The organism is Aeromonas sp. 604443 (assembly GCF_049170315.1).
GTDB classification, from domain to species: domain Bacteria; phylum Pseudomonadota; class Gammaproteobacteria; order Enterobacterales; family Aeromonadaceae; genus Aeromonas; species Aeromonas veronii_A.
In genome coordinates this window covers 117258-134087 of record NZ_JAAKMI010000002.1, presented here as the reverse complement: position 1 = coordinate 134087, position 16830 = coordinate 117258, and the positions used below count along the sequence as shown (strand labels likewise).

The window sequence follows — 16830 nt, the reverse complement described above, 5'->3', positions numbered from 1 at the left end:
GGTGGCCCTTGTTTTTTGGGGAAACCCCACTCCCAACTAGCCCATATCAGCCTGCATTGCCGTTCAAGGGACGGGCATATCCCCATCAAGATCCCACTTTTCATATGGACTTTTGGTAAAAGCCCCCCGCTGGCGCTATCTTGTTGCTCCCCCTTGTCAGCATCACAGAGAGCAGATGAAGATCGTCGCCGTCACCGCTTGCCCGACCGGTATTGCCCATACCTATATGGCTGCCGATGCCCTGCAAAAAGCCGCCACTGGGCTGGGACTCAAGATCAAGGTCGAAACTCAGGGCGCCATGGGCATGGAGAACATGCTGACCGCCCGCGATATTGCCAGCGCCGACCTGGTGCTGATTGCCTCCGATATCGAGATTGAGCAGAAAGAGCGCTTCCTCGGCTGCACCATCCATCAGGTGAGACTGGAAACCGTGCTGCTGGATGCCAACGCCGTACTCAAGGCCCTGCCGATCCCGGCCTGATGCTGACCCGCGAAATTACCTTCTACTGCCAGCAGGGGTTGAGCATCACCCAGGCCAAGCAGTTGAACCGGCTGGCGGGGATGTTCAAATCCACCATCCACTGCGCCAACCTCACCCGGCGCCAGACCGTTGCCGCCAGCAACCAGCTCTCCCTGTTGACCCTCGCCACCCAACCCGGCGATCTCTGCCAGTTGCAGATCGAAGGGTGCGATGCCGAGCTCGCCCACATGGCCTTCACCTGCTGGTGCGGGGAGCTGGGTCAACCGCTGGTGCGCCCGCACACCGCCGCACTGGCGGAGTTGCGACTGGCCAACGCCCTGCCCGACTACCAGTTTGCCCTGCGCCAGCTGGCCCACAGCCCCGAACCGCTGACCAAGGCCGAGGCCCTCGAGCATCTGATCGGTCTGCTGCCCGCCGAGCTGATCACCGACCGCGCCACACTGACCGCTGCGGTAGAGCGGCGCGAGCAGGTCTCGGCCACCATCATCCGCCCCGGCCTTGCCATGCCCCATGTATTGAGCGAAGGGATCAGCCAGCCAACGCTGGCCCTGCTTAGCTGCAAGGAGCCCATCGAGTGGGGCTCTCAAATCGGACCGGTGCAGACCATTATTCTGCTGGCGGTGCCGGTTGGTAGCGGACGGGAGACCCTGCGCCCCCTTACCCGACTGGCGCAGGCGATGATCGACGATGTGGTCAGCCACGCCCTGCTGTTGGCGGGCTCGGCCCCCGCCCGTCAGGCTATCGTCATCGAGAGCCTGCTGAGCTAGGCAAATTGGCTCCGGGCGCTGCTTGTTGTAACGCCAGCCATTCATCCTGCCCTCAGCACCCTGTGGTACACTCGCTGCCATCGTCTGTTTGAAGTGTGTATCCGATGAAATCTCCCCGCTCCCGTCTCTCTGTCAGCCGTGCGCCGCGCGATAACGCCCCGCGCACGACTACCAAACCAGCCGCTCCCCGCCATGCATCCCCTCGCAAACCGGAGCTGGCCCCAGAGGCTCGCAAATTGCTCCTGCTGAACAAGCCCTATATGGTGCTCTGCCAGTTCACCGACGAGGCGGGCCGCGAGACCCTCAAGGATTACATCAAAGAGCCCGGCATCTATGCCGCAGGGCGGCTCGATCGCGACAGCGAGGGGCTGCTGCTGCTCACCAACGATGGCAAGCTGCAGGCGCGTCTCACCCAGCCTGGGGAAAAGACCCCCAAGACCTACTGGGTGCAGGTGGAAGGCATCCCGAGCGAGGAGAAACTGGCCGCCCTGCGCGCCGGTGTGGAGCTCAATGACGGCATGACCCTGCCCGCCGGTGCGCGCATTATGGATGAACCTGCGGTGTGGCCGCGCAATCCGCCGATCCGCGAGCGCAAGGAGATCCCCACCAGCTGGCTGGAGATCAAAATCATCGAGGGACGCAACCGGCAGGTGCGGCGGATGACCGCCCATATCGGCCACCCCACCTTGCGCCTTATTCGCTACGCCATCGGTGACTGGACCCTCGATGGTCTGGCACCCGGCGAGAGCCGCAGCCTGCCCGCCCCCGAGTTGGCGCCCGCCCCGCGCAGGGCACAGGCACCCAACAAACCGCGCAGTCAGGGCTCAGGCAGCAGCAATCCGCGCGCTGCCCAACCGACCCGAAGCCCCCATGGTCAGGGCCAGGGGCGCGACAACCGTGACACGAACCCGCGCCCGGCCAATCGCAGCGGCGGCCGTGGCACCGCGCGCCGACCGGCCCGTAGCAAGCCCTCGGAATAACGCGCAACCCGCAGGCAATCGAACACGCTGAATCGAGCCCCCGCTTCGGCCGGGGCCAAACCGGTAACGAGACAAGGAGTCCTTATGAGCGATAACCTTCCTGCATCGCAGGAGAAAACGCCACACGAGCGCATGCAGGCCAGATTGACGGTCGCCGCGCTGGTGCAGTGGCAGGGCCGCTTTCTGGTGGTTGAAGAGGAGATAAAAGGCCAGCGCCGCTTCAACCAGCCCGCCGGTCATGTGGAGGCCGGTGAAGATCTGCTCACCGCCGCCTGCCGCGAGCTGAAAGAGGAGACGGGGCTGACCGCCACGCCTACCGCCTGGCTTGGCACCTATCTCTACAAACCGGCCGACAGCGAGGCCACCTATGTGCGCACCGCCATCATCTTCGACCTTGAAAAAGCGCCCGGTCAGCACCATCCAGAGGATCCTGATGGCGACATCCTCGCCTGCCACTGGCTCACTCTGGAAGAAATAGCGGAATGCAAACCGGCCCTGCGCAGCCCCTTGGTATGGCAGTGCATTCAGGATTATCTGGCGGGGACACGGCTGCCACTCTCGGCACTCAAGGCCTTTATCTAAGGCCATTTGACACTCTTTTTCGGTGACAAAGGCCAACAACAGAAAAACGATTTCCTGCTATCAGGCTCCTGATAGGAACTGCGGCATGGATATGTGACCGGGGGCGCAAAACTCTGGTAGAATACGCCCCGTTTAAACGAACTGGTAACTTCGACTAATGACAGACAACAGCCAAATCAAGGTGATCGTCGGCATGTCCGGCGGCGTGGATTCTTCCGTCTCGGCCTACCTGCTCCAGCAGCAGGGCTATCAGGTCGAAGGCTTGTTCATGAAGAACTGGGAAGAAGACGACACGGACGAGTACTGCTCTGCCGCCCAGGATTTGGCTGATGCCAAGGCCGTCTGCGACAAGCTGGGGATGAAACTCCACACCATCAACTTCGCGGCCGAGTACTGGGACAATGTGTTCGAGCACTTCCTCGAAGAGTACAAGGCTGGCCGCACGCCAAACCCGGATATCCTTTGCAACAAGGAGATCAAGTTCAAGGCGTTCCTCGAATTTGCCGCCGAAGAGCTGGGTGCCACCTACATCGCCACCGGCCACTATGTGCGCCGTGACGACAGCACCGGCCGCCCGCGCCTGCTGCGCGGTCTCGATACCAACAAGGATCAGAGCTACTTCCTCTATACCCTGAGCGAGAAGCAAGTGGGTCAGAGCCTGTTCCCGGTTGGCGATCTGGAGAAGCCCGAGGTGCGCCGCATCGCCGAGCAGCTGGATCTCATTACCGCCAAGAAGAAAGACTCCACCGGCATCTGCTTTATCGGCGAGCGCAAGTTCAAGGACTTCCTGGCCAAGTTCCTACCCGCCCAGCCCGGTAAAATCGAGACCGTGGATGGCAAGGTGATCGGCGAGCATCAGGGTCTGATGTATCACACCCTGGGCCAGCGCAAGGGGCTCGGCATCGGTGGTCGCAAAGATGCCACCGAAGAGGCCTGGTATGTGGTCGACAAAGAGGTCGAGCGCAACGTGCTGGTGGTGGCGCAGGGCGAACATCCCCGCCTCTACTCCGATGGCCTGATTGCCAGCCAGTTGCACTGGGTGGATCGCACCCCCATTCGCGAGCCGCGTCGCTGCACCGTCAAGACCCGCTACCGCCAGCAGGATATCCCCTGCCTGATCCAGCCCATCGACGACGAGACCATCCGGGTCATCTTCGACGAGAAACAGGCTGCGGTGACCCCGGGCCAATCCGCCGTCTTCTATGACGGGGAAGTGTGTCTGGGCGGCGGCATCATCGAACAACGTTTCAGCCATCCGGTTTGAATCCTTAACAGAAGGCAGCAGACGTGAGCGATAAATTCCAAGACAGAACAATGGCCTTTGCCGGCATCTGCCAGGCCGCGTATCTGGTGCAGAAGGTGGCCCGAGACGGCAGCTGTGACGAGGCCGCCCTGCGCGAGAGCCTCTCCAGCATTCTGGTGACCAACCCGAGCCAGCCGCTCGAGGTGTTCAACAACACCCATCTGGCCATTCGCGACGGCTACCGTGCGCTGGTCGAGCAGCTGGGTGCCGACGGCAGCCAGAAGAATGCCGAGCTGACCCGCTATGTGGTGAGCCTGATTGCACTGGAGCGCAAGCTGGCCAAGCGCAAGGACATTCTCAATATGCTGGGTGAGCGGATCAGCCAGATTGGCCGCCAGCAACAGCACTTCGATCTGCTCGACGAGCAGATTTTGGCCAACATGGCGAGCATCTACAGCGATCTTATCAGCCCCATCGGGCCGCGCATCCAGGTGGCGGGTACCCCGCTGTTCCTGCAGCAACCGCTGGTGCAGCACAAGGTGCGCGCCCTGCTGCTGGCTGGCATTCGTGCCTGCGTGCTGTGGCGTCAGCTCGGTGGCAGCCGCACCCAGATCATCTTCGCTCGCAAGAAGATGGTGGAGCTGGCCAAACGTTACTAATCATCGGCTCGCGCGCGGGCAAGCGAGGTCAACATCAGGGTGAACAGCCGCACATCCGCCCTGACGACGACTCAGCCCCACGCGCGAGTGGATACGGATCCCCCACACAAATCATCAGGAGTTCACCCCATGGAGCTGTCCGCGCTGACTGCTGTTTCCCCGATTGACGGTCGTTATGGCGACAAGGCCGATGCCCTGCGCCCTATCTTCTCCGAATTCGGCCTGCTGCGTTTTCGCGTTGAAGTCGAGGTTCGCTGGTTGCAAAAACTGGCCAGCCACGCCGGGATCCCGGAAGTCCCTGCCCTGAGCGCGGCCGCGAATGCCCTGCTCGACGGCATCGTCAGCAACTTCAACGAGAGTGACGCCGCCCGTATCAAACAGATCGAGCGCACCACCAACCATGATGTGAAAGCGGTGGAGTACTTCCTCAAAGAGAAAGTCGAAGTGAACCCGGAGCTGGCGGCTGTCAGCGAGTTCATCCACTTCGCCTGCACCTCGGAAGACATCAACAACAACTCCCACGGTCTGATGCTGAAAACTGCCCGCGAAGAGGTCATCAAGCCTTATTGCGAAAAGCTGATCAGCGAGCTCAAGCGTCTGGCTCACGAGTATCGTGACATGCCGCTGCTCTCCCGCACCCACGGTCAGCCTGCCACCCCGAGCACCATGGGCAAGGAGATGGCCAACGTCGCCTACCGTCTTGAGCGCCAGTTCAAGCAGATCATGGCGGTGGAGATCCTCGGCAAGATCAACGGTGCAGTCGGCAACTACAACGCCCACCTCAGCGCCTACCCGGATGTGGACTGGCACCAGTTCTCCGAGGAGTTCGTGACCTCTCTGGGCCTGACCTGGAACCCCTACACCACCCAGATCGAGCCGCACGACTATATCGCCGAGCTGTTCGATGCCATGGCCCGCTTCAACACCATCCTGATCGACTTCGACCGCGATGTGTGGGGTTACATCTCCCTGGGTCACTTCAAGCAGCGCACCATCGCGGGGGAAATCGGCTCCTCCACCATGCCGCACAAGGTCAACCCCATCGACTTCGAGAACTCCGAAGGCAATCTGGGTCTGGCCAACGCTGTGTTCCAGCATCTGGCGAGCAAGCTGCCTATCTCCCGCTGGCAGCGTGATCTGACCGACTCGACCGTGCTGCGCAACCTGGGTGTGGCGGTGGGTTACTCCCTGATTGCCTATCAGGCGACCCTCAAGGGTATTTCCAAGCTGGAAGCCAACGACGCCGCCATGGCCGCCGATCTGGATGCCAACTGGGAAGTGCTGGCCGAGCCGATCCAGACCGTGATGCGCCGCTACGGTATCGAGAAGCCCTACGAGAAGCTCAAGGAGCTGACCCGTGGTCGCCGCGTCGATGCCGAAGGGATGCGTACTTTTATCGACACCCTTGAGTTGCCGGAAGCGGTCAAGGTCGAGCTGAAGAAGCTGACCCCGGCCAACTATATCGGTGACGCCCAGCGTCTGGTTGATCTGCTGAAGTAAGCCAACCGGTTGTGACGAAGGGGCCCTGTGCACGATATGCCACAGGGCCCCTGTTATTTTCCCTGCCACGGCAGGATCCCGAGTGGCTTTTCCCAAGCCTGCCTTGGGCAAAACCTCTTTGCGAGACACGAGAAACAGCATGTACGAACTCAATCTGGATATCGCTCACTTCCTTGAGCACTACTGGCAGAAGCGCCCGCTCCTTATCAAGGGGGGCTTCAAGGACTTTCAGGATCCCATCAGCCCGGACGAGCTGGCGGGTCTGGCCATGGAAGATGTGGTAGAGTCCCGCCTCGTCACCCGTTTCGACGGCAAGTGGGATGCGGCCCACGGTCCCTTCGAATCCTATGACCATCTGGGCGAAGAGAACTGGACCATTCTGGTACAGGCTTGCAACCACTGGGCTCCCGAGGTGAACGAGCTGGCCGTGCCGTTCCAGTTCATTCCGGGCTGGCGCTTTGACGATGTGATGGTGAGCTTCTCCACCCCCCATGCGGGTGTCGGCCCCCACATCGACAACTACGACGTGTTCATCACCCAGGGTCTGGGCAAACGCCACTGGCGGGTTGGCGATGCCAAGCCGCTCAACGAGTTTGCAGCCCACGCCGCCCTGCTGCACTGCGAGCCGTTCGAGGCGATCATCGACGTCATCATGGAGCCGGGCGACATCCTCTACATTCCGCCCGGATTCCCCCACGAAGGCTACGCCATCGAGCCCTCCATGAACTTCTCGGTGGGTTTCCGCGCGCCGGATGCCAAGGCGCTTATCTCCTCCTTTGCCGATCACCTGATCGACAACGAGGTGCGTACCGAGCGTTACGGCGATGCCGACCTCAAGCCCCGCGCCCGTCACGGCGAGATCCAGCCCCACGAGCTGCACCGTCTGCGCGAGCTGATGCAACAGGCCCTCGATGACGAGACCCTGTTCAAGGAGTGGTTCGGCACCATGATCTCCGAGGCCAAGCACGATCTGGACGTCAATCCGGTCGAGCCGGACTATAGCGCCGAGGAGGTAGCCGACCTGCTGACCCAGGGCGAGCCAGCCATCAAGGTGCCGGGTCTGCGCACCGTCTGGTTTAGCGGCGAGAGCCAGCAATGCTTCATCGACGGCGAAGCCTGGACGCTGCAGAGCGAAGACGCGGCAGCCATTTCGCTCTTGTGTGACAAAGACATCATCACTCAAGCCGACATGGTGGAGCTGGCCGATCAGGCCGGTTTCCTGCAACTGCTGACCCGTCTGGTCAACCGTGGTTACTGGTTCTTCAACTGATCCAGCAGTTAGCGAAGGATAAAAAGGCGCCTTATGGCGCCTTTTTTGTCACTCAGAGGCGGTTCAATTAACCATCGATGCGCGAAGCTGAACCCACTCTTGATGAACCGACAAGTGGTGATTTATTGAGCTAACATAGATGGGTATCATGCGTCCATCCCTGTTCACAAGAGAAGCGCCACCATGCAAATCACCTCCCGGCCCATGCCGCTGCCCGATTACGGCAAATACCCCTCCTCTCCCGCTGTCACACCCGAGCAGGTCAGTCAGGCCCGTAACGAAGCACTGGCCAAGAAGGATTACTTGCAGGCACAGAGCGAAGAGAAAGCAACGGCTCGCAGAACCCTGGCGGTCTCTTATACGGCTAACCAGCAAGATAAAGCCGTGGTGGAGCGCTACCTGGAGGCCAGCGGTCAGGAGAGCGACAGCAAATCGGGCCCGAACACGGCTGATATGTATCAGGCAGCGAATCGCTACCAGCGCCAGCAGAATCTCAGCGACTACATGCAATTCCAGCAGAGCCCGCTCGCCCAGCAGATGGGTGACATGGTGGGTGAAGATAATCGCAAGGGTACCCAGCTCGATATTATTGCCTGAGCCAATTTGCTCGAATAAGCCCGGCAGGAACCAATACAAGATGAAAAAGCCCTCGCTGAGGGCTTTTTCGCTATGGCTTGTCGCTGCGACGTCTCGCTATAAATGGGACACTTCTGCCTGCGCGTCCGGCAGCTCGTCGGGGAGTTCATCAAACAGGGGGTGATAGAGCACCTCACCCTGCACACCCGCAAAACCGCGCTCCTGCAGCTCCATCGCCATAAAGCAGTCGGCAGGCACCTCATAGATGCAGTGCAGGCCAAACTCGCTGGCCGGGCGGAAACCGAAACGGCTGTAATAGGCCGGATCCCCGAGTACTACCACCCCTTTCCAGTCCATCTCGAGCGCCGTATCAAGCCCTTCACGGATGAGATCAGAGCCAATCCCCTGACCTTGCCAGTCGGGATGAACCGCGACCGGCGCCAGACCGAGCCAGGGACCTTCCATGCCGTTAATGGTGATCGGGCTTAGCATCAGGTGCCCCATGAACTCGTACTCTTCCTCTTCGACCATGGTCACCACGGCAGCGCCACATTCGCGCAGGCGGTTGACCAGTTCGGCCTCATCGGAACGACCGAAGGCGGCACTCAGCAGCTCATAGACCGGCAGCATGTCACCGGGGCGCTCGGTTCTCAACATCAGGTATTACTCCTCGTACAGCAGAGCGGGCATTATTCCACACAACGGCTGGTCATTCTGAGTACCTTTGTCCAAAAATGGGAGGGTGCACTCAGGAAAACGAGCTGCACACTGCTGCTGCAAGACGGTTAGCGTCGCCGGGGTGACCTTGTTCATCGCCTCGCGGTAGGCCAGCCAGAGGGTGGGAGCCTCCTGCGCCAGCCGCGCAAAGGTCAGCTCGGGCGTTTGATGCCAGCAGCCATCCAGCTCATCGACTAGCTCCGGCAGCTCCACCAGCAGCCGTAACTGTTGATAGCGTATCTGCGACGAGTCACCGTTGCCTCCCAGCGCCTGCGCCATCAATTGGTTGAACCAGTGGAGCCGTGATACACGCTCCTCGCGGCTGAGCAGCTCTGGCCCCTGACGCTGCAGGGCGGCCAGTTGCAGCAGCCATGCCAGCCCCTGCTCATCCCGATCCTTGAGCAGCACGCCCCCCAGATGATGAAGCTGATCCGGATCTGCCTGCTCCAGCAGCTCAACAGGATAACAGTGCAGCGCCAGCAACCTCTCAAGATGCGGCGGGCAGCGCAGAAAACAGGGCATCTCCCCCGCGCCCCTCTCATCCACAAAGAGCGAGATAGCCAGCTTGCCGTTGGTACTCTGCCGATCCAACGTTACAGGATCGCGCAGGATCACCACGGCGATCCGCTCATCTGCCAGCCAGCGGGCAATTTCCTCGGGCAAGGGGCTGGGCAAGGAGGGAGCGCGATCCAGCCGCCAGTAGCTCACCTCGCACGGTTGACGACCGCTGAGCTGGCGCCGCCCGCGATAGTGCATCCCCACTTTTGCCATCACCCGGCCGGAGGCTAAATTGTCTGGCATATGGCGAGCCGTCAGCGCAGGCAGTTGCAGTTGGTCAAAGGCGAACCCCTTGACCAAGCTGGCAGCCCGGGTCGCCAGACCGCGATTTTGCCAGGGCACGCCCACCCACCAGGCGAGCTCGCCATTCCAGTGCAAGGAGATCACCCCGACCAGCGCCACACCTTGCTCCTCTGGCAAGGTGATGGCCCAGCTCCAGCCAAGCCCAAGCGCCGCTCTGCGCCAGCAAAGGGCCAGCCAGTCGCGGGCCCCTTCCGGTGGATAGGGGTGAGGAATATTGAGGGTGTAGCGGGCCAGCGCCTCGTCGCTGCAGTAGCGCACTATCTCGCGCTCATCGGCGGCCTGCAGTGGTCGCAATACGACACCTGATAGCAAATGCCTCTTAGCCAGGGTCGGCACCGTTACGCGGCGCGCTAGTAGGCGATTGAGCACGGCGCCCAAATCAGCCCCGGCGGTGAGCGGCAGGTCAGCCCCCACCGGGCCAAGGGTGAGCAGCCCCTGCTCCTTGGCGAGGGTCAGTAGCGAGGTGGAGGCGCTGATCAGGATCTGGCGGCTGGGATCAACATGAAAATCCGCCAGCAGATCGCCATCGAGCCAGGCAGCCAGCAGAGCCCCCGGGCAGAGCACCCCGTCAGGAGGACTGCTCGCCCAGGGAGCATCGGTTTGATCGAGGGCGGCGGCCGCCTCTTTGCCCAGCAGCAGCTGCCAGCGATGACCTTGCTGCTGCCAGTGCAGCAACAGCGCAGCCCACTGCGGTTGCCACAGACTGGCCTCGATCAGCAATTCCATCAGCTGGCCTGACAGGCCGCTGGCAGCGTCTGATGGCGGGGATGGGCTTCGATACGGGCGATCCAGCTACGGATAGCGGGCCACCCCTGCAGGGAGAAGATCCCCTCCTCTGCCACGTGGGTGTAGGCATAAAGGGCGATATCGGCGATGGTCGGCGCATCACCGCACAGGTAGGGGCTCTGTTTCAGCTGCTGCTCCATTACCGCCAGCGCCTTCTCGCCACCGGCTTTCAGACCGTCGAGCCGCGCCTCCTGCGACTCGGGTCGGCCGAGATAGTGAACGATAAAGCGGGCCACCGCGATGTAGGGCTCATGGCTGTACTGCTCAAAGAACATCCATTTGAGCACCTCGGCCTGCTGGCGCGGATCGGTTGGCCACAAAGACGAGCCCTGCGCCAGATAGAAGAGGATGGCATTGGATTCCGCCAGCGTATCGCCCTGGCCAATCTCCAGCACCGGGATCTTGCCGTTGGGGTTCATGGCCAGAAATGCGGGGGTATGGGTATCCCCCGCCTGAATATCGACCTCTACCCACTCAAGGGGCAGCTCCAGCCAGCGAGCCAGCAGCCACACCTTGTAACAGTTGCCGGAACGCAGATCACCATACAGACGCATACACACTCCTTGTGAAAACAGATTTGAATAGCGCGATCAGGGAGCCAGACGCTCGATATGCCAGCCATCCCCTTCGCGGGTGTAGTAGAAGCGGTCGTGCAGTCGGTGCTCGCCCCCCTGCCAGAACTCCACTGTCTCGATCACTACCCGGAATCCGCCCCAGAAGCTCGGCAGCGGCACTTCGCCATTGGCGAACTTCTGCTTGAGCTCGAGGAACTTGGCCTCCAGCACGCCGCGGGCTGAGATGCGGGTCGACTGCTTGGAGACCCAGGCAGCGATCTGGCTATCCTTGGGACGGCTGTGGAAATACTTCATCACCTCGAAAGTGCTCATCTTCTCCACCCGACCGGTCACATGCACCTGACGGTCGAGCGTATGCCAGGGAAAGAGCAGGCTGATACGGGGATTGCCTTCCAGCTGCTGCGCCTTGCGGCTGCCCATGTTGGTGTAAAAAACCATCCCCTGGGCGTCGTAGTGCTTGAGCAGCACGGTGCGCTGCCAGGGCTGACCATCGGCATCCACCGTCGCTACCACCATGGCGGTGGGATCGGTCAGTTTGGCCTCACAAGCCTGCGCCAACCACTTCTCGAACAGCGCCAGCGGCTCGGCCGGCAGATCGGCCCGGTGCAGCCCGCCACGGGTATACTCACGGCGCAGATCAGCAACATCCATCATCTTGATTTTCCTTCAAATAAATAATGGTTCCACGACCATCAAGAGAGTGACGCAGGCATTGTGCTCCGCTCATCTGTCAGTGACAAGCCATAACACAGCGGGGAGGCAACTGCCTCCCCGCTGTGTTTACCTGCAAACTATTACCTCTGAATCGCCTCCGGCATGCACCTTTCCAGCATCTGTCGGTTATATCGGGTGGCATAGTCAATCCGCAGCTCAAACTCCGCCTCCTTGCCCATCTCAATCACATCTCCGAACCCTTTCAGATAACGGACTCCGCACAGGGTTCTCGCTTCTGCTTGCAATGACTCCACAACCCCCGGGGCCATGCCGCCACGCCCGCCGCGCACGATGAGCCGATAATCCTGAGCAGCAAGACTCTCATCTATTGCCTCGGTCAGTGATGCGGCCACAACAGGCGCTGCGCAGATATGCAGAAACAGCAAACTGACGGCTAACCGTAATACCTGCGCCATCCGGCTGCACCTCCCATCAGGATGATCACAATGATACTCACCGCACCACCACCGCCGCCGCCGCCACCCGTATTGTTGTCGGTAATGACAGTTGCACTTTCCGTAGTGGCCGACGCATTACCTCTTATCCCATTGATAGAGAAAAAAATATTATTGCTGCATGCCAGCTTCAGCCTAGCCGTGCTGATCAACGGTGCAGGCAACACCACACTGGCCGAACCGTTATTGACAAGCCCGCTTGCCAGCGTAGTCCAGCTAGAACCGCCATTCTGTGTCAGTGCCAAATCCACGCTGGGACAGTTGATAGGAGGCTGATCGGTACCGGCAACATTCCATGTCACTAGCTGAGTGCTACCCGCCACCATGGCGCCAATCTGTGGGGCTGTGATGGCAAATGCCGCGCCGGTATTGATCACCTGCATCACCATCTCATCACTGCTGACCGCCCCCTGACCATCACGTACGGTAAGGCGGAACTGGAGATTGCGATTGGTCGCTGGCCACGCCTCCCCTTTGGCCAGCACACCCGTGATCAGCGAGCTCATGGCAGGCAAGGTTCGGCGGGGATCCGAAGTTGGCGAGACAAAGCGAAACAGCGGGCGTGACCCATCATCCACCATGGTGGCCAAACTGCTGGATGCGTTGCCCAGATCCACCTGCTCCCAGGTGTAACTCAAGACATCTCCATCCAGATCCAGCGCACTACCGACAAGAGTGAAAGGCGTATTGGCGGGGATCACCCTATCGCCCCCCGCATCCACAACCGGCGCGTTATTGGCAAGCGCCAGGTCGGTGCCGCAGGAGGGCAGAGAGGCCATCAGAGCCCGCATCTGCTCGATCGACTTGCTGTGAAAGAAAGGTGTGCTGTTAACCTGCAGATTCTCCTCACCACAGATCCCGGCATAGGCCATGATGGTCGAGCCACTGCCCGGTTCCCAGGCTGAGCTAGCCTTGCGACCCGTGGCACAACTGTCGGCCATGCCATTGAAGGAGTGCTCTGCCCCCAGCTGGTGCCCCAATTCGTGAGCCACATAATCAATAAAGAATGCATCACCGATAGGCTGTGAGCCTCCGGTCATGCCCCGTGAACGGCTGAAAGGGTTGCATAAAGATCTCAGGGTCGCCACCCCGCCGCCTGATGTCGCCAGCAGATGGCCCAGATCAAAAGAAGGATTGAGCAACACCCCCTGTTGGGTCTGGTTGATTGCGATATCCTGGGTCGAGTTGGTGAAAGGATCCGTCGCAGGATCGGTGAAAATCACATTATCCGTATCAGCTGCAAGCTGAAACTCGGCCCCCACATCACGGCGATAGACTTCATTGACCCGATTAAGCAGTGTTGCAATCGCCGAGAGTGCTGCAACCTTGGTACCACCGTGATACTGGGTATATTCCCCGGTTGCCGAGATAGCGATAGTGTAGCGCTTGCGCAAATTGCCATCGACCAGCACAGCTCGCTCACGCTCGATACCATGAGGATCAATCACCTGATCCACATCCTGTCGCCGCCAGGCATCTTGCTGTTCATAAACGGCATAAGAGAAACCGTCCTGAAGCGGATCGACATAAAAGGTACGCCCCTGATGGGTAAACATACCGTGAAAACCATGTATGGTGACATCAAATCGGCCTGTATCCGCCGCCCGATCGATAGCCTTCCCACTGTAAGTATTGATAGAAGGGTAGCGCTGGGCCAAAGGCTCCGGGAGCAAGGCATTGGGATGAACATCAAACTGCACCGTAGTGCCATCCGGCAGTGGCAAAGTCAACACACTGGCGAGATGCCCGGGCTCAAAAGGCTTGTCAGGAACCACCACTCTGACCTTTTCAGCTCGCACATCATAGATCCCTCCCCTTTCCAAGTTTTCATCCATGAAGGTCCACTGTGGTTCTGCTGCAACCTGAACAGACAAACTGGTGATAATCACCGCAATGCCATGCTTCATAGAGCCTCCTTGCCCTACCTTGGTGACAACAAGTATGGTGCAGCGTCAATTGACGATCTGCGTGACAGACAGAAAAGAAAATTCGCACAAAACTTCTGTCACGCTGAGACATCGTGCTACACCCACGCTCCCCATCTCAGGCGATACAGACTGACCCCATTCAACAACGGAAAAAAGTGAAGGCGCCATTGGCGCCTTCACGGATAGATAGGGGGCTGAATATCCCCCCATTTGGATTGGTTCGTTGGCGTATTACTGCTTATCCGCGCCCGATGCTATCGGGCAATGAATCACCATGCGCCGGTTAAACTCGCTGGCGTAGGCACTCAGTTTGGCATGCGTTTCGTGCTGGCCGGGCCTTATCACATCGCCCAATCCATCCAGATAACGCTTGCCACAGCGCGCCTTGGCCTCTGCCTGCTGCTCGGCTGCAATACCGGGGGCGAACTCTCCCCGCCCCGCGATCACGATGAGGCGGTAATCCTGCCTGGCAAGGTTTGCACTCAGCTCCTGCTCCAGGGTGCTGGCATCGACCCGACAACCGCCGAGCATGGCAAGCAGCAACAGGGAGATTCCCCTCATGTGCGCCTCCGTTGCCAGCCAAGCAGCGCCAGTGCTAGCGTCCACAATCCGAGCACCCCGCCACCACCACCGCCACCTGAATTAGAGCCACCTTGCACCAGAGGCAATTTGAGGGGACTGATGGCAAAGAAGATGTTGTCGCTGCAAGCCACTTTCAGCCTGACACTGCTGGTGAGGTTGCCCGGCAGGGTCACTGTGGCAGAGCCGCTGTTGGGCTGGCTGGAGACGAGGAGTGCCCAGCTAGCACCCTCGTCCTGGGTTACAGATATATCCACCTTGCTGCAACTGATGGGTGGCAACGTGGTGCCAGCCACGTCCCATGTCAGTGACTGACTCCCCCCGGGCGTGAGGGTGACCCCGGAAATTGGGCTGGTGATGCGAAATGCTGTGCCGGTATTGACCACCTGCACCTTCATGTCATCGCTGGCAACGCCACCCTGACCATCTCGCACCGTCAGTCTGAAATTGAGATCCCGGTTGGTGGTCGGCCAGGCCTCTCCTTTGGCAAGCATGCCGGAGAGCAGGGATGGCAAACTCGGCAGGATCCGCTCCGGCGATGCCGTGGGAGAGACAAAACGAAACAGCGGCCGGGAGCCATCGTCAACCATGGTAGCGACGCTGCTCGATTCGGTGCCTTTGTCGATCTGCTCCCAGTTGAAGAGCAGAGGGTTACCATCCAGATCCGCCCCCGCCCCCTTCAGGGCAAAGGGCGTATTGGCCGGGATCACATAATCGTTGCCGGCCGCAACCTGCGGAGCATTATTGCTCAACGCGAGCGTGGTTCCGCAGGTCGATACGCTCGCCATATGAGCTCGCATCTGCTCGATGGACTTGCTATGGAAATAGGGATCGCTGTGTGGCTGGATATTCTCCTCACCGCAGATGCCGGCATAGGCCATGATGGAGCTGCCACTGCCCGGCTCCCAAGCTTGCTCCTCAGCACGGTTACCCGCACCACAATTGCCGGTCGTGCCGTTGAAGGTATGCTCGGCACCAAACTGGTGGCCAATTTCATGGGCCACATAGTCTATAAAGAAAGCATCACCGACTGGTTCTTTTGAACCCGTCATGCCAGATGACTTGGCGCCATAGGCGTAATAGGGTGGCAGGGTATCAACACATAACACCCCCAAACTCGCCAAACCACCGCCTCCAGTATTGAGGACATGGCCGATATCAAATGCCCCCACATCCCCGGCAGCAAACGCCTGAGCCTGCACATCTACGTTCAGATCAGCATCCGCATTGGTGTTATCAAAGGGATCACTGGCCGGATCGGTAAAGACCAGGTTGTCATTGCCACTGGCCAATACAAACTCGGCCCCCACATCCTGTTGATAGACCTGATTCACCCGGTTGAGCAGGGTTGTGATGGCCGCCATGGTCAGTACCCTGGACCCTCCGTGGTATCGGGTATATTCCCCCGTCGCCGAAATGGCGATGGTGTAGCGCTTACGCACATTACCATCCACCTGCACCCTTTGCTGCAACGCCCTGTCGGCATCATGGCCAAGCACCTTGTCCGCCTCATCCTCCAGGCGACTATGGGCATCCTGCTGGTAATAGACGGCATACCCTTCGGCATTGCGCAGCGGATCGACAAACACCATCTTGCCCTGATGGCTGAACATGGCATGGAAACCCTGTGGCCCCAGATCGAAGCGCCCCGTCTCTATCGGATGCGCCGGGTTGTACCCCTTGAAGGTGCGGATCTGCGGATACTTGGCGGCAAGATCTGCAGGCAGCAAGTCGTAGGCTTCCAGAGCAAAGGTGACCTCCCCCCCATCGGGCAGCGGCAGGGTCAGCTCACTCACCCCGGCTTGCAGTCCGGCAAAATAGTCGAGCGACACCTTGGCCACTCGAAACTGATGGGCCCGCACCTCATAACCTTGCTCCGCAGTCGCTCTGGCGGCTACCGTGCTCCACTCGCTGGCCATCAGGCTGGTTGAGCCCAGCATACTGGCCATCAGCAAGGCCACCCTAGAGTATTTCGTCACATGCATTGTTTTTAGTCCTTGTATTAATGCAATCGCCTGAATTGCGGCCTGTACTTTATTTTTATTCGGCCACATCAATACAAAGCTGAAGCAACCCTTTCCACCATTCCCGAGTGGGAGTGTTGCGCCAACCCCGTCTAACCCCTATCATTGCGCGGATTTGTCAATTTTAGAACTG

At 59.9% G+C, this 16830-nt stretch carries 17 protein-coding genes; 9 read left to right on the top strand and 8 right to left on the bottom strand.

The window, feature by feature from the left end; translation table 11 throughout:
- Positions 1–175 precede the first annotated feature (175 nt).
- The 9 genes from G5380_RS04230 to G5380_RS04190 all read left to right on the top strand — a co-directional run bounded on the left by G5380_RS04230 (position 176) and on the right by G5380_RS04190 (position 8079).
- Positions 176–481, top strand: coding sequence for a PTS fructose transporter subunit IIB (locus G5380_RS04230; RefSeq protein WP_005334611.1), 306 nt, complete (start codon positions 176–178; stop codon positions 479–481).
- Positions 481–1248, top strand: a complete 768-nt coding sequence (locus tag G5380_RS04225; protein WP_421352415.1) for a PTS sugar transporter subunit IIA — start codon at positions 481–483, stop codon at positions 1246–1248. The genes G5380_RS04230 and G5380_RS04225 overlap by 1 nt, the downstream gene beginning before the upstream one ends.
- 104 nt (positions 1249–1352) lie before the next feature.
- A complete protein-coding gene (gene rluE, locus G5380_RS04220) occupies positions 1353–2228 on the top strand; it encodes a 23S rRNA pseudouridine(2457) synthase RluE (RefSeq protein WP_421352414.1) in 876 nt (291 codons plus the stop codon).
- An 84-nt stretch (positions 2229–2312) separates the two neighbouring features.
- On the top strand, positions 2313–2810 hold the full coding sequence (locus G5380_RS04215; RefSeq protein ID WP_421352413.1) for an NUDIX hydrolase: 498 nt from the start codon (positions 2313–2315) through the stop codon (positions 2808–2810).
- 157 nt (positions 2811–2967) lie between these two features.
- Positions 2968–4074: a tRNA 2-thiouridine(34) synthase MnmA gene (gene mnmA / locus G5380_RS04210; RefSeq protein ID WP_005353619.1), complete on the top strand. Its 1107-nt coding sequence runs from the start codon at positions 2968–2970 to the stop codon at positions 4072–4074.
- Positions 4075–4097: 23 nt separating this feature from the next.
- On the top strand, positions 4098–4712 hold the full coding sequence (gene hflD / locus G5380_RS04205) for a high frequency lysogenization protein HflD (protein WP_005334622.1): 615 nt from the start codon (positions 4098–4100) through the stop codon (positions 4710–4712).
- Between the two features lie 129 nt (positions 4713–4841).
- Positions 4842–6212 carry an adenylosuccinate lyase gene (gene purB / locus G5380_RS04200; RefSeq protein WP_005334624.1) on the top strand — a complete coding sequence of 457 codons (1371 nt, stop codon included), beginning with the start codon at positions 4842–4844 and terminating at the stop codon, positions 6210–6212.
- A 139-nt stretch (positions 6213–6351) separates the two neighbouring features.
- Positions 6352–7482: a cupin domain-containing protein gene (locus G5380_RS04195; protein WP_227341062.1), complete on the top strand. Its 1131-nt coding sequence runs from the start codon at positions 6352–6354 to the stop codon at positions 7480–7482.
- Between the two features lie 183 nt (positions 7483–7665).
- The gene (locus tag G5380_RS04190; RefSeq protein ID WP_421352412.1) at positions 7666–8079 is read left to right on the top strand and encodes a hypothetical protein; all 414 of its coding nucleotides are present in this window, start codon (positions 7666–7668) and stop codon (positions 8077–8079) included.
- Between the two features lie 96 nt (positions 8080–8175).
- Here the strand turns inward: G5380_RS04190 and G5380_RS04185 are convergent, their stop codons facing one another.
- The 8 genes from G5380_RS04185 to G5380_RS04150 form a co-directional block, all read right to left on the bottom strand.
- On the bottom strand, positions 8176–8715 hold the full coding sequence (locus tag G5380_RS04185; RefSeq protein WP_005344037.1) for a GNAT family N-acetyltransferase: 540 nt from the start codon (positions 8713–8715) through the stop codon (positions 8176–8178).
- Positions 8716–8721: 6 nt separating this feature from the next.
- Positions 8722–10362 carry a GNAT family N-acetyltransferase gene (locus tag G5380_RS04180; RefSeq protein WP_421352411.1) on the bottom strand — a complete coding sequence of 547 codons (1641 nt, stop codon included), beginning with the start codon at positions 10360–10362 and terminating at the stop codon, positions 8722–8724.
- Positions 10362–10976 (bottom strand): glutathione S-transferase family protein, encoded by a 615-nt coding sequence (locus G5380_RS04175; RefSeq protein ID WP_421352410.1) that lies wholly within the window; start codon positions 10974–10976, stop codon positions 10362–10364. The genes G5380_RS04180 and G5380_RS04175 overlap by 1 nt, the downstream gene beginning before the upstream one ends.
- A 36-nt stretch (positions 10977–11012) precedes the next feature.
- Entirely contained in the window at positions 11013–11651 is a 639-nt protein-coding gene (gene pdxH / locus G5380_RS04170; protein WP_103251238.1) for a pyridoxamine 5'-phosphate oxidase, read from the bottom strand.
- Between the two features lie 140 nt (positions 11652–11791).
- On the bottom strand, positions 11792–12127 hold the full coding sequence (locus tag G5380_RS04165) for a hypothetical protein (protein WP_421352409.1): 336 nt from the start codon (positions 12125–12127) through the stop codon (positions 11792–11794).
- On the bottom strand, positions 12106–14073 hold the full coding sequence (locus G5380_RS04160) for a reprolysin-like metallopeptidase (protein ID WP_421352408.1): 1968 nt from the start codon (positions 14071–14073) through the stop codon (positions 12106–12108). The genes G5380_RS04165 and G5380_RS04160 overlap by 22 nt, the downstream gene beginning before the upstream one ends.
- Before the next feature lie 252 nt (positions 14074–14325).
- Positions 14326–14655 (bottom strand): hypothetical protein, encoded by a 330-nt coding sequence (locus G5380_RS04155; RefSeq protein ID WP_421352407.1) that lies wholly within the window; start codon positions 14653–14655, stop codon positions 14326–14328.
- Entirely contained in the window at positions 14652–16658 is a 2007-nt protein-coding gene (locus G5380_RS04150; protein WP_421352406.1) for a reprolysin-like metallopeptidase, read from the bottom strand. The genes G5380_RS04155 and G5380_RS04150 overlap by 4 nt, the downstream gene beginning before the upstream one ends.
- Positions 16659–16830 lie beyond the last annotated feature (172 nt).

Bases quoted from the DNA above. Each gene is read 5' to 3' on its own strand.
- G5380_RS04180 (WP_421352411.1), bottom strand. From the start codon at position 10,362: ATGGAATTGCTGATCGAGGCCAGTCTGTGGCAACCGCAGTGGGCTGCG.
- G5380_RS04155 (WP_421352407.1), bottom strand. From the start codon at position 14,655: ATGAGGGGAATCTCCCTGTTGCTGCTTGCCATGCTCGGCGGTTGTCGG.
- G5380_RS04185 (WP_005344037.1), bottom strand. From the start codon at position 8,715: ATGTTGAGAACCGAGCGCCCCGGTGACATGCTGCCGGTCTATGAGCTG.
- pdxH (WP_103251238.1), bottom strand. From the start codon at position 11,651: ATGATGGATGTTGCTGATCTGCGCCGTGAGTATACCCGTGGCGGGCTG.
- G5380_RS04225 (WP_421352415.1), top strand. From the start codon at position 481: ATGCTGACCCGCGAAATTACCTTCTACTGCCAGCAGGGGTTGAGCATC.
- mnmA (WP_005353619.1), top strand. From the start codon at position 2,968: ATGACAGACAACAGCCAAATCAAGGTGATCGTCGGCATGTCCGGCGGC.
- G5380_RS04165 (WP_421352409.1), bottom strand. From the start codon at position 12,127: ATGGCGCAGGTATTACGGTTAGCCGTCAGTTTGCTGTTTCTGCATATC.
- G5380_RS04230 (WP_005334611.1), top strand. From the start codon at position 176: ATGAAGATCGTCGCCGTCACCGCTTGCCCGACCGGTATTGCCCATACC.
- rluE (WP_421352414.1), top strand. From the start codon at position 1,353: ATGAAATCTCCCCGCTCCCGTCTCTCTGTCAGCCGTGCGCCGCGCGAT.
- G5380_RS04175 (WP_421352410.1), bottom strand. From the start codon at position 10,976: ATGCGTCTGTATGGTGATCTGCGTTCCGGCAACTGTTACAAGGTGTGG.
- G5380_RS04190 (WP_421352412.1), top strand. From the start codon at position 7,666: ATGCAAATCACCTCCCGGCCCATGCCGCTGCCCGATTACGGCAAATAC.
- G5380_RS04195 (WP_227341062.1), top strand. From the start codon at position 6,352: ATGTACGAACTCAATCTGGATATCGCTCACTTCCTTGAGCACTACTGG.
- G5380_RS04215 (WP_421352413.1), top strand. From the start codon at position 2,313: ATGAGCGATAACCTTCCTGCATCGCAGGAGAAAACGCCACACGAGCGC.
- G5380_RS04150 (WP_421352406.1), bottom strand. From the start codon at position 16,658: ATGCATGTGACGAAATACTCTAGGGTGGCCTTGCTGATGGCCAGTATG.
- purB (WP_005334624.1), top strand. From the start codon at position 4,842: ATGGAGCTGTCCGCGCTGACTGCTGTTTCCCCGATTGACGGTCGTTAT.
- G5380_RS04160 (WP_421352408.1), bottom strand. From the start codon at position 14,073: ATGAAGCATGGCATTGCGGTGATTATCACCAGTTTGTCTGTTCAGGTT.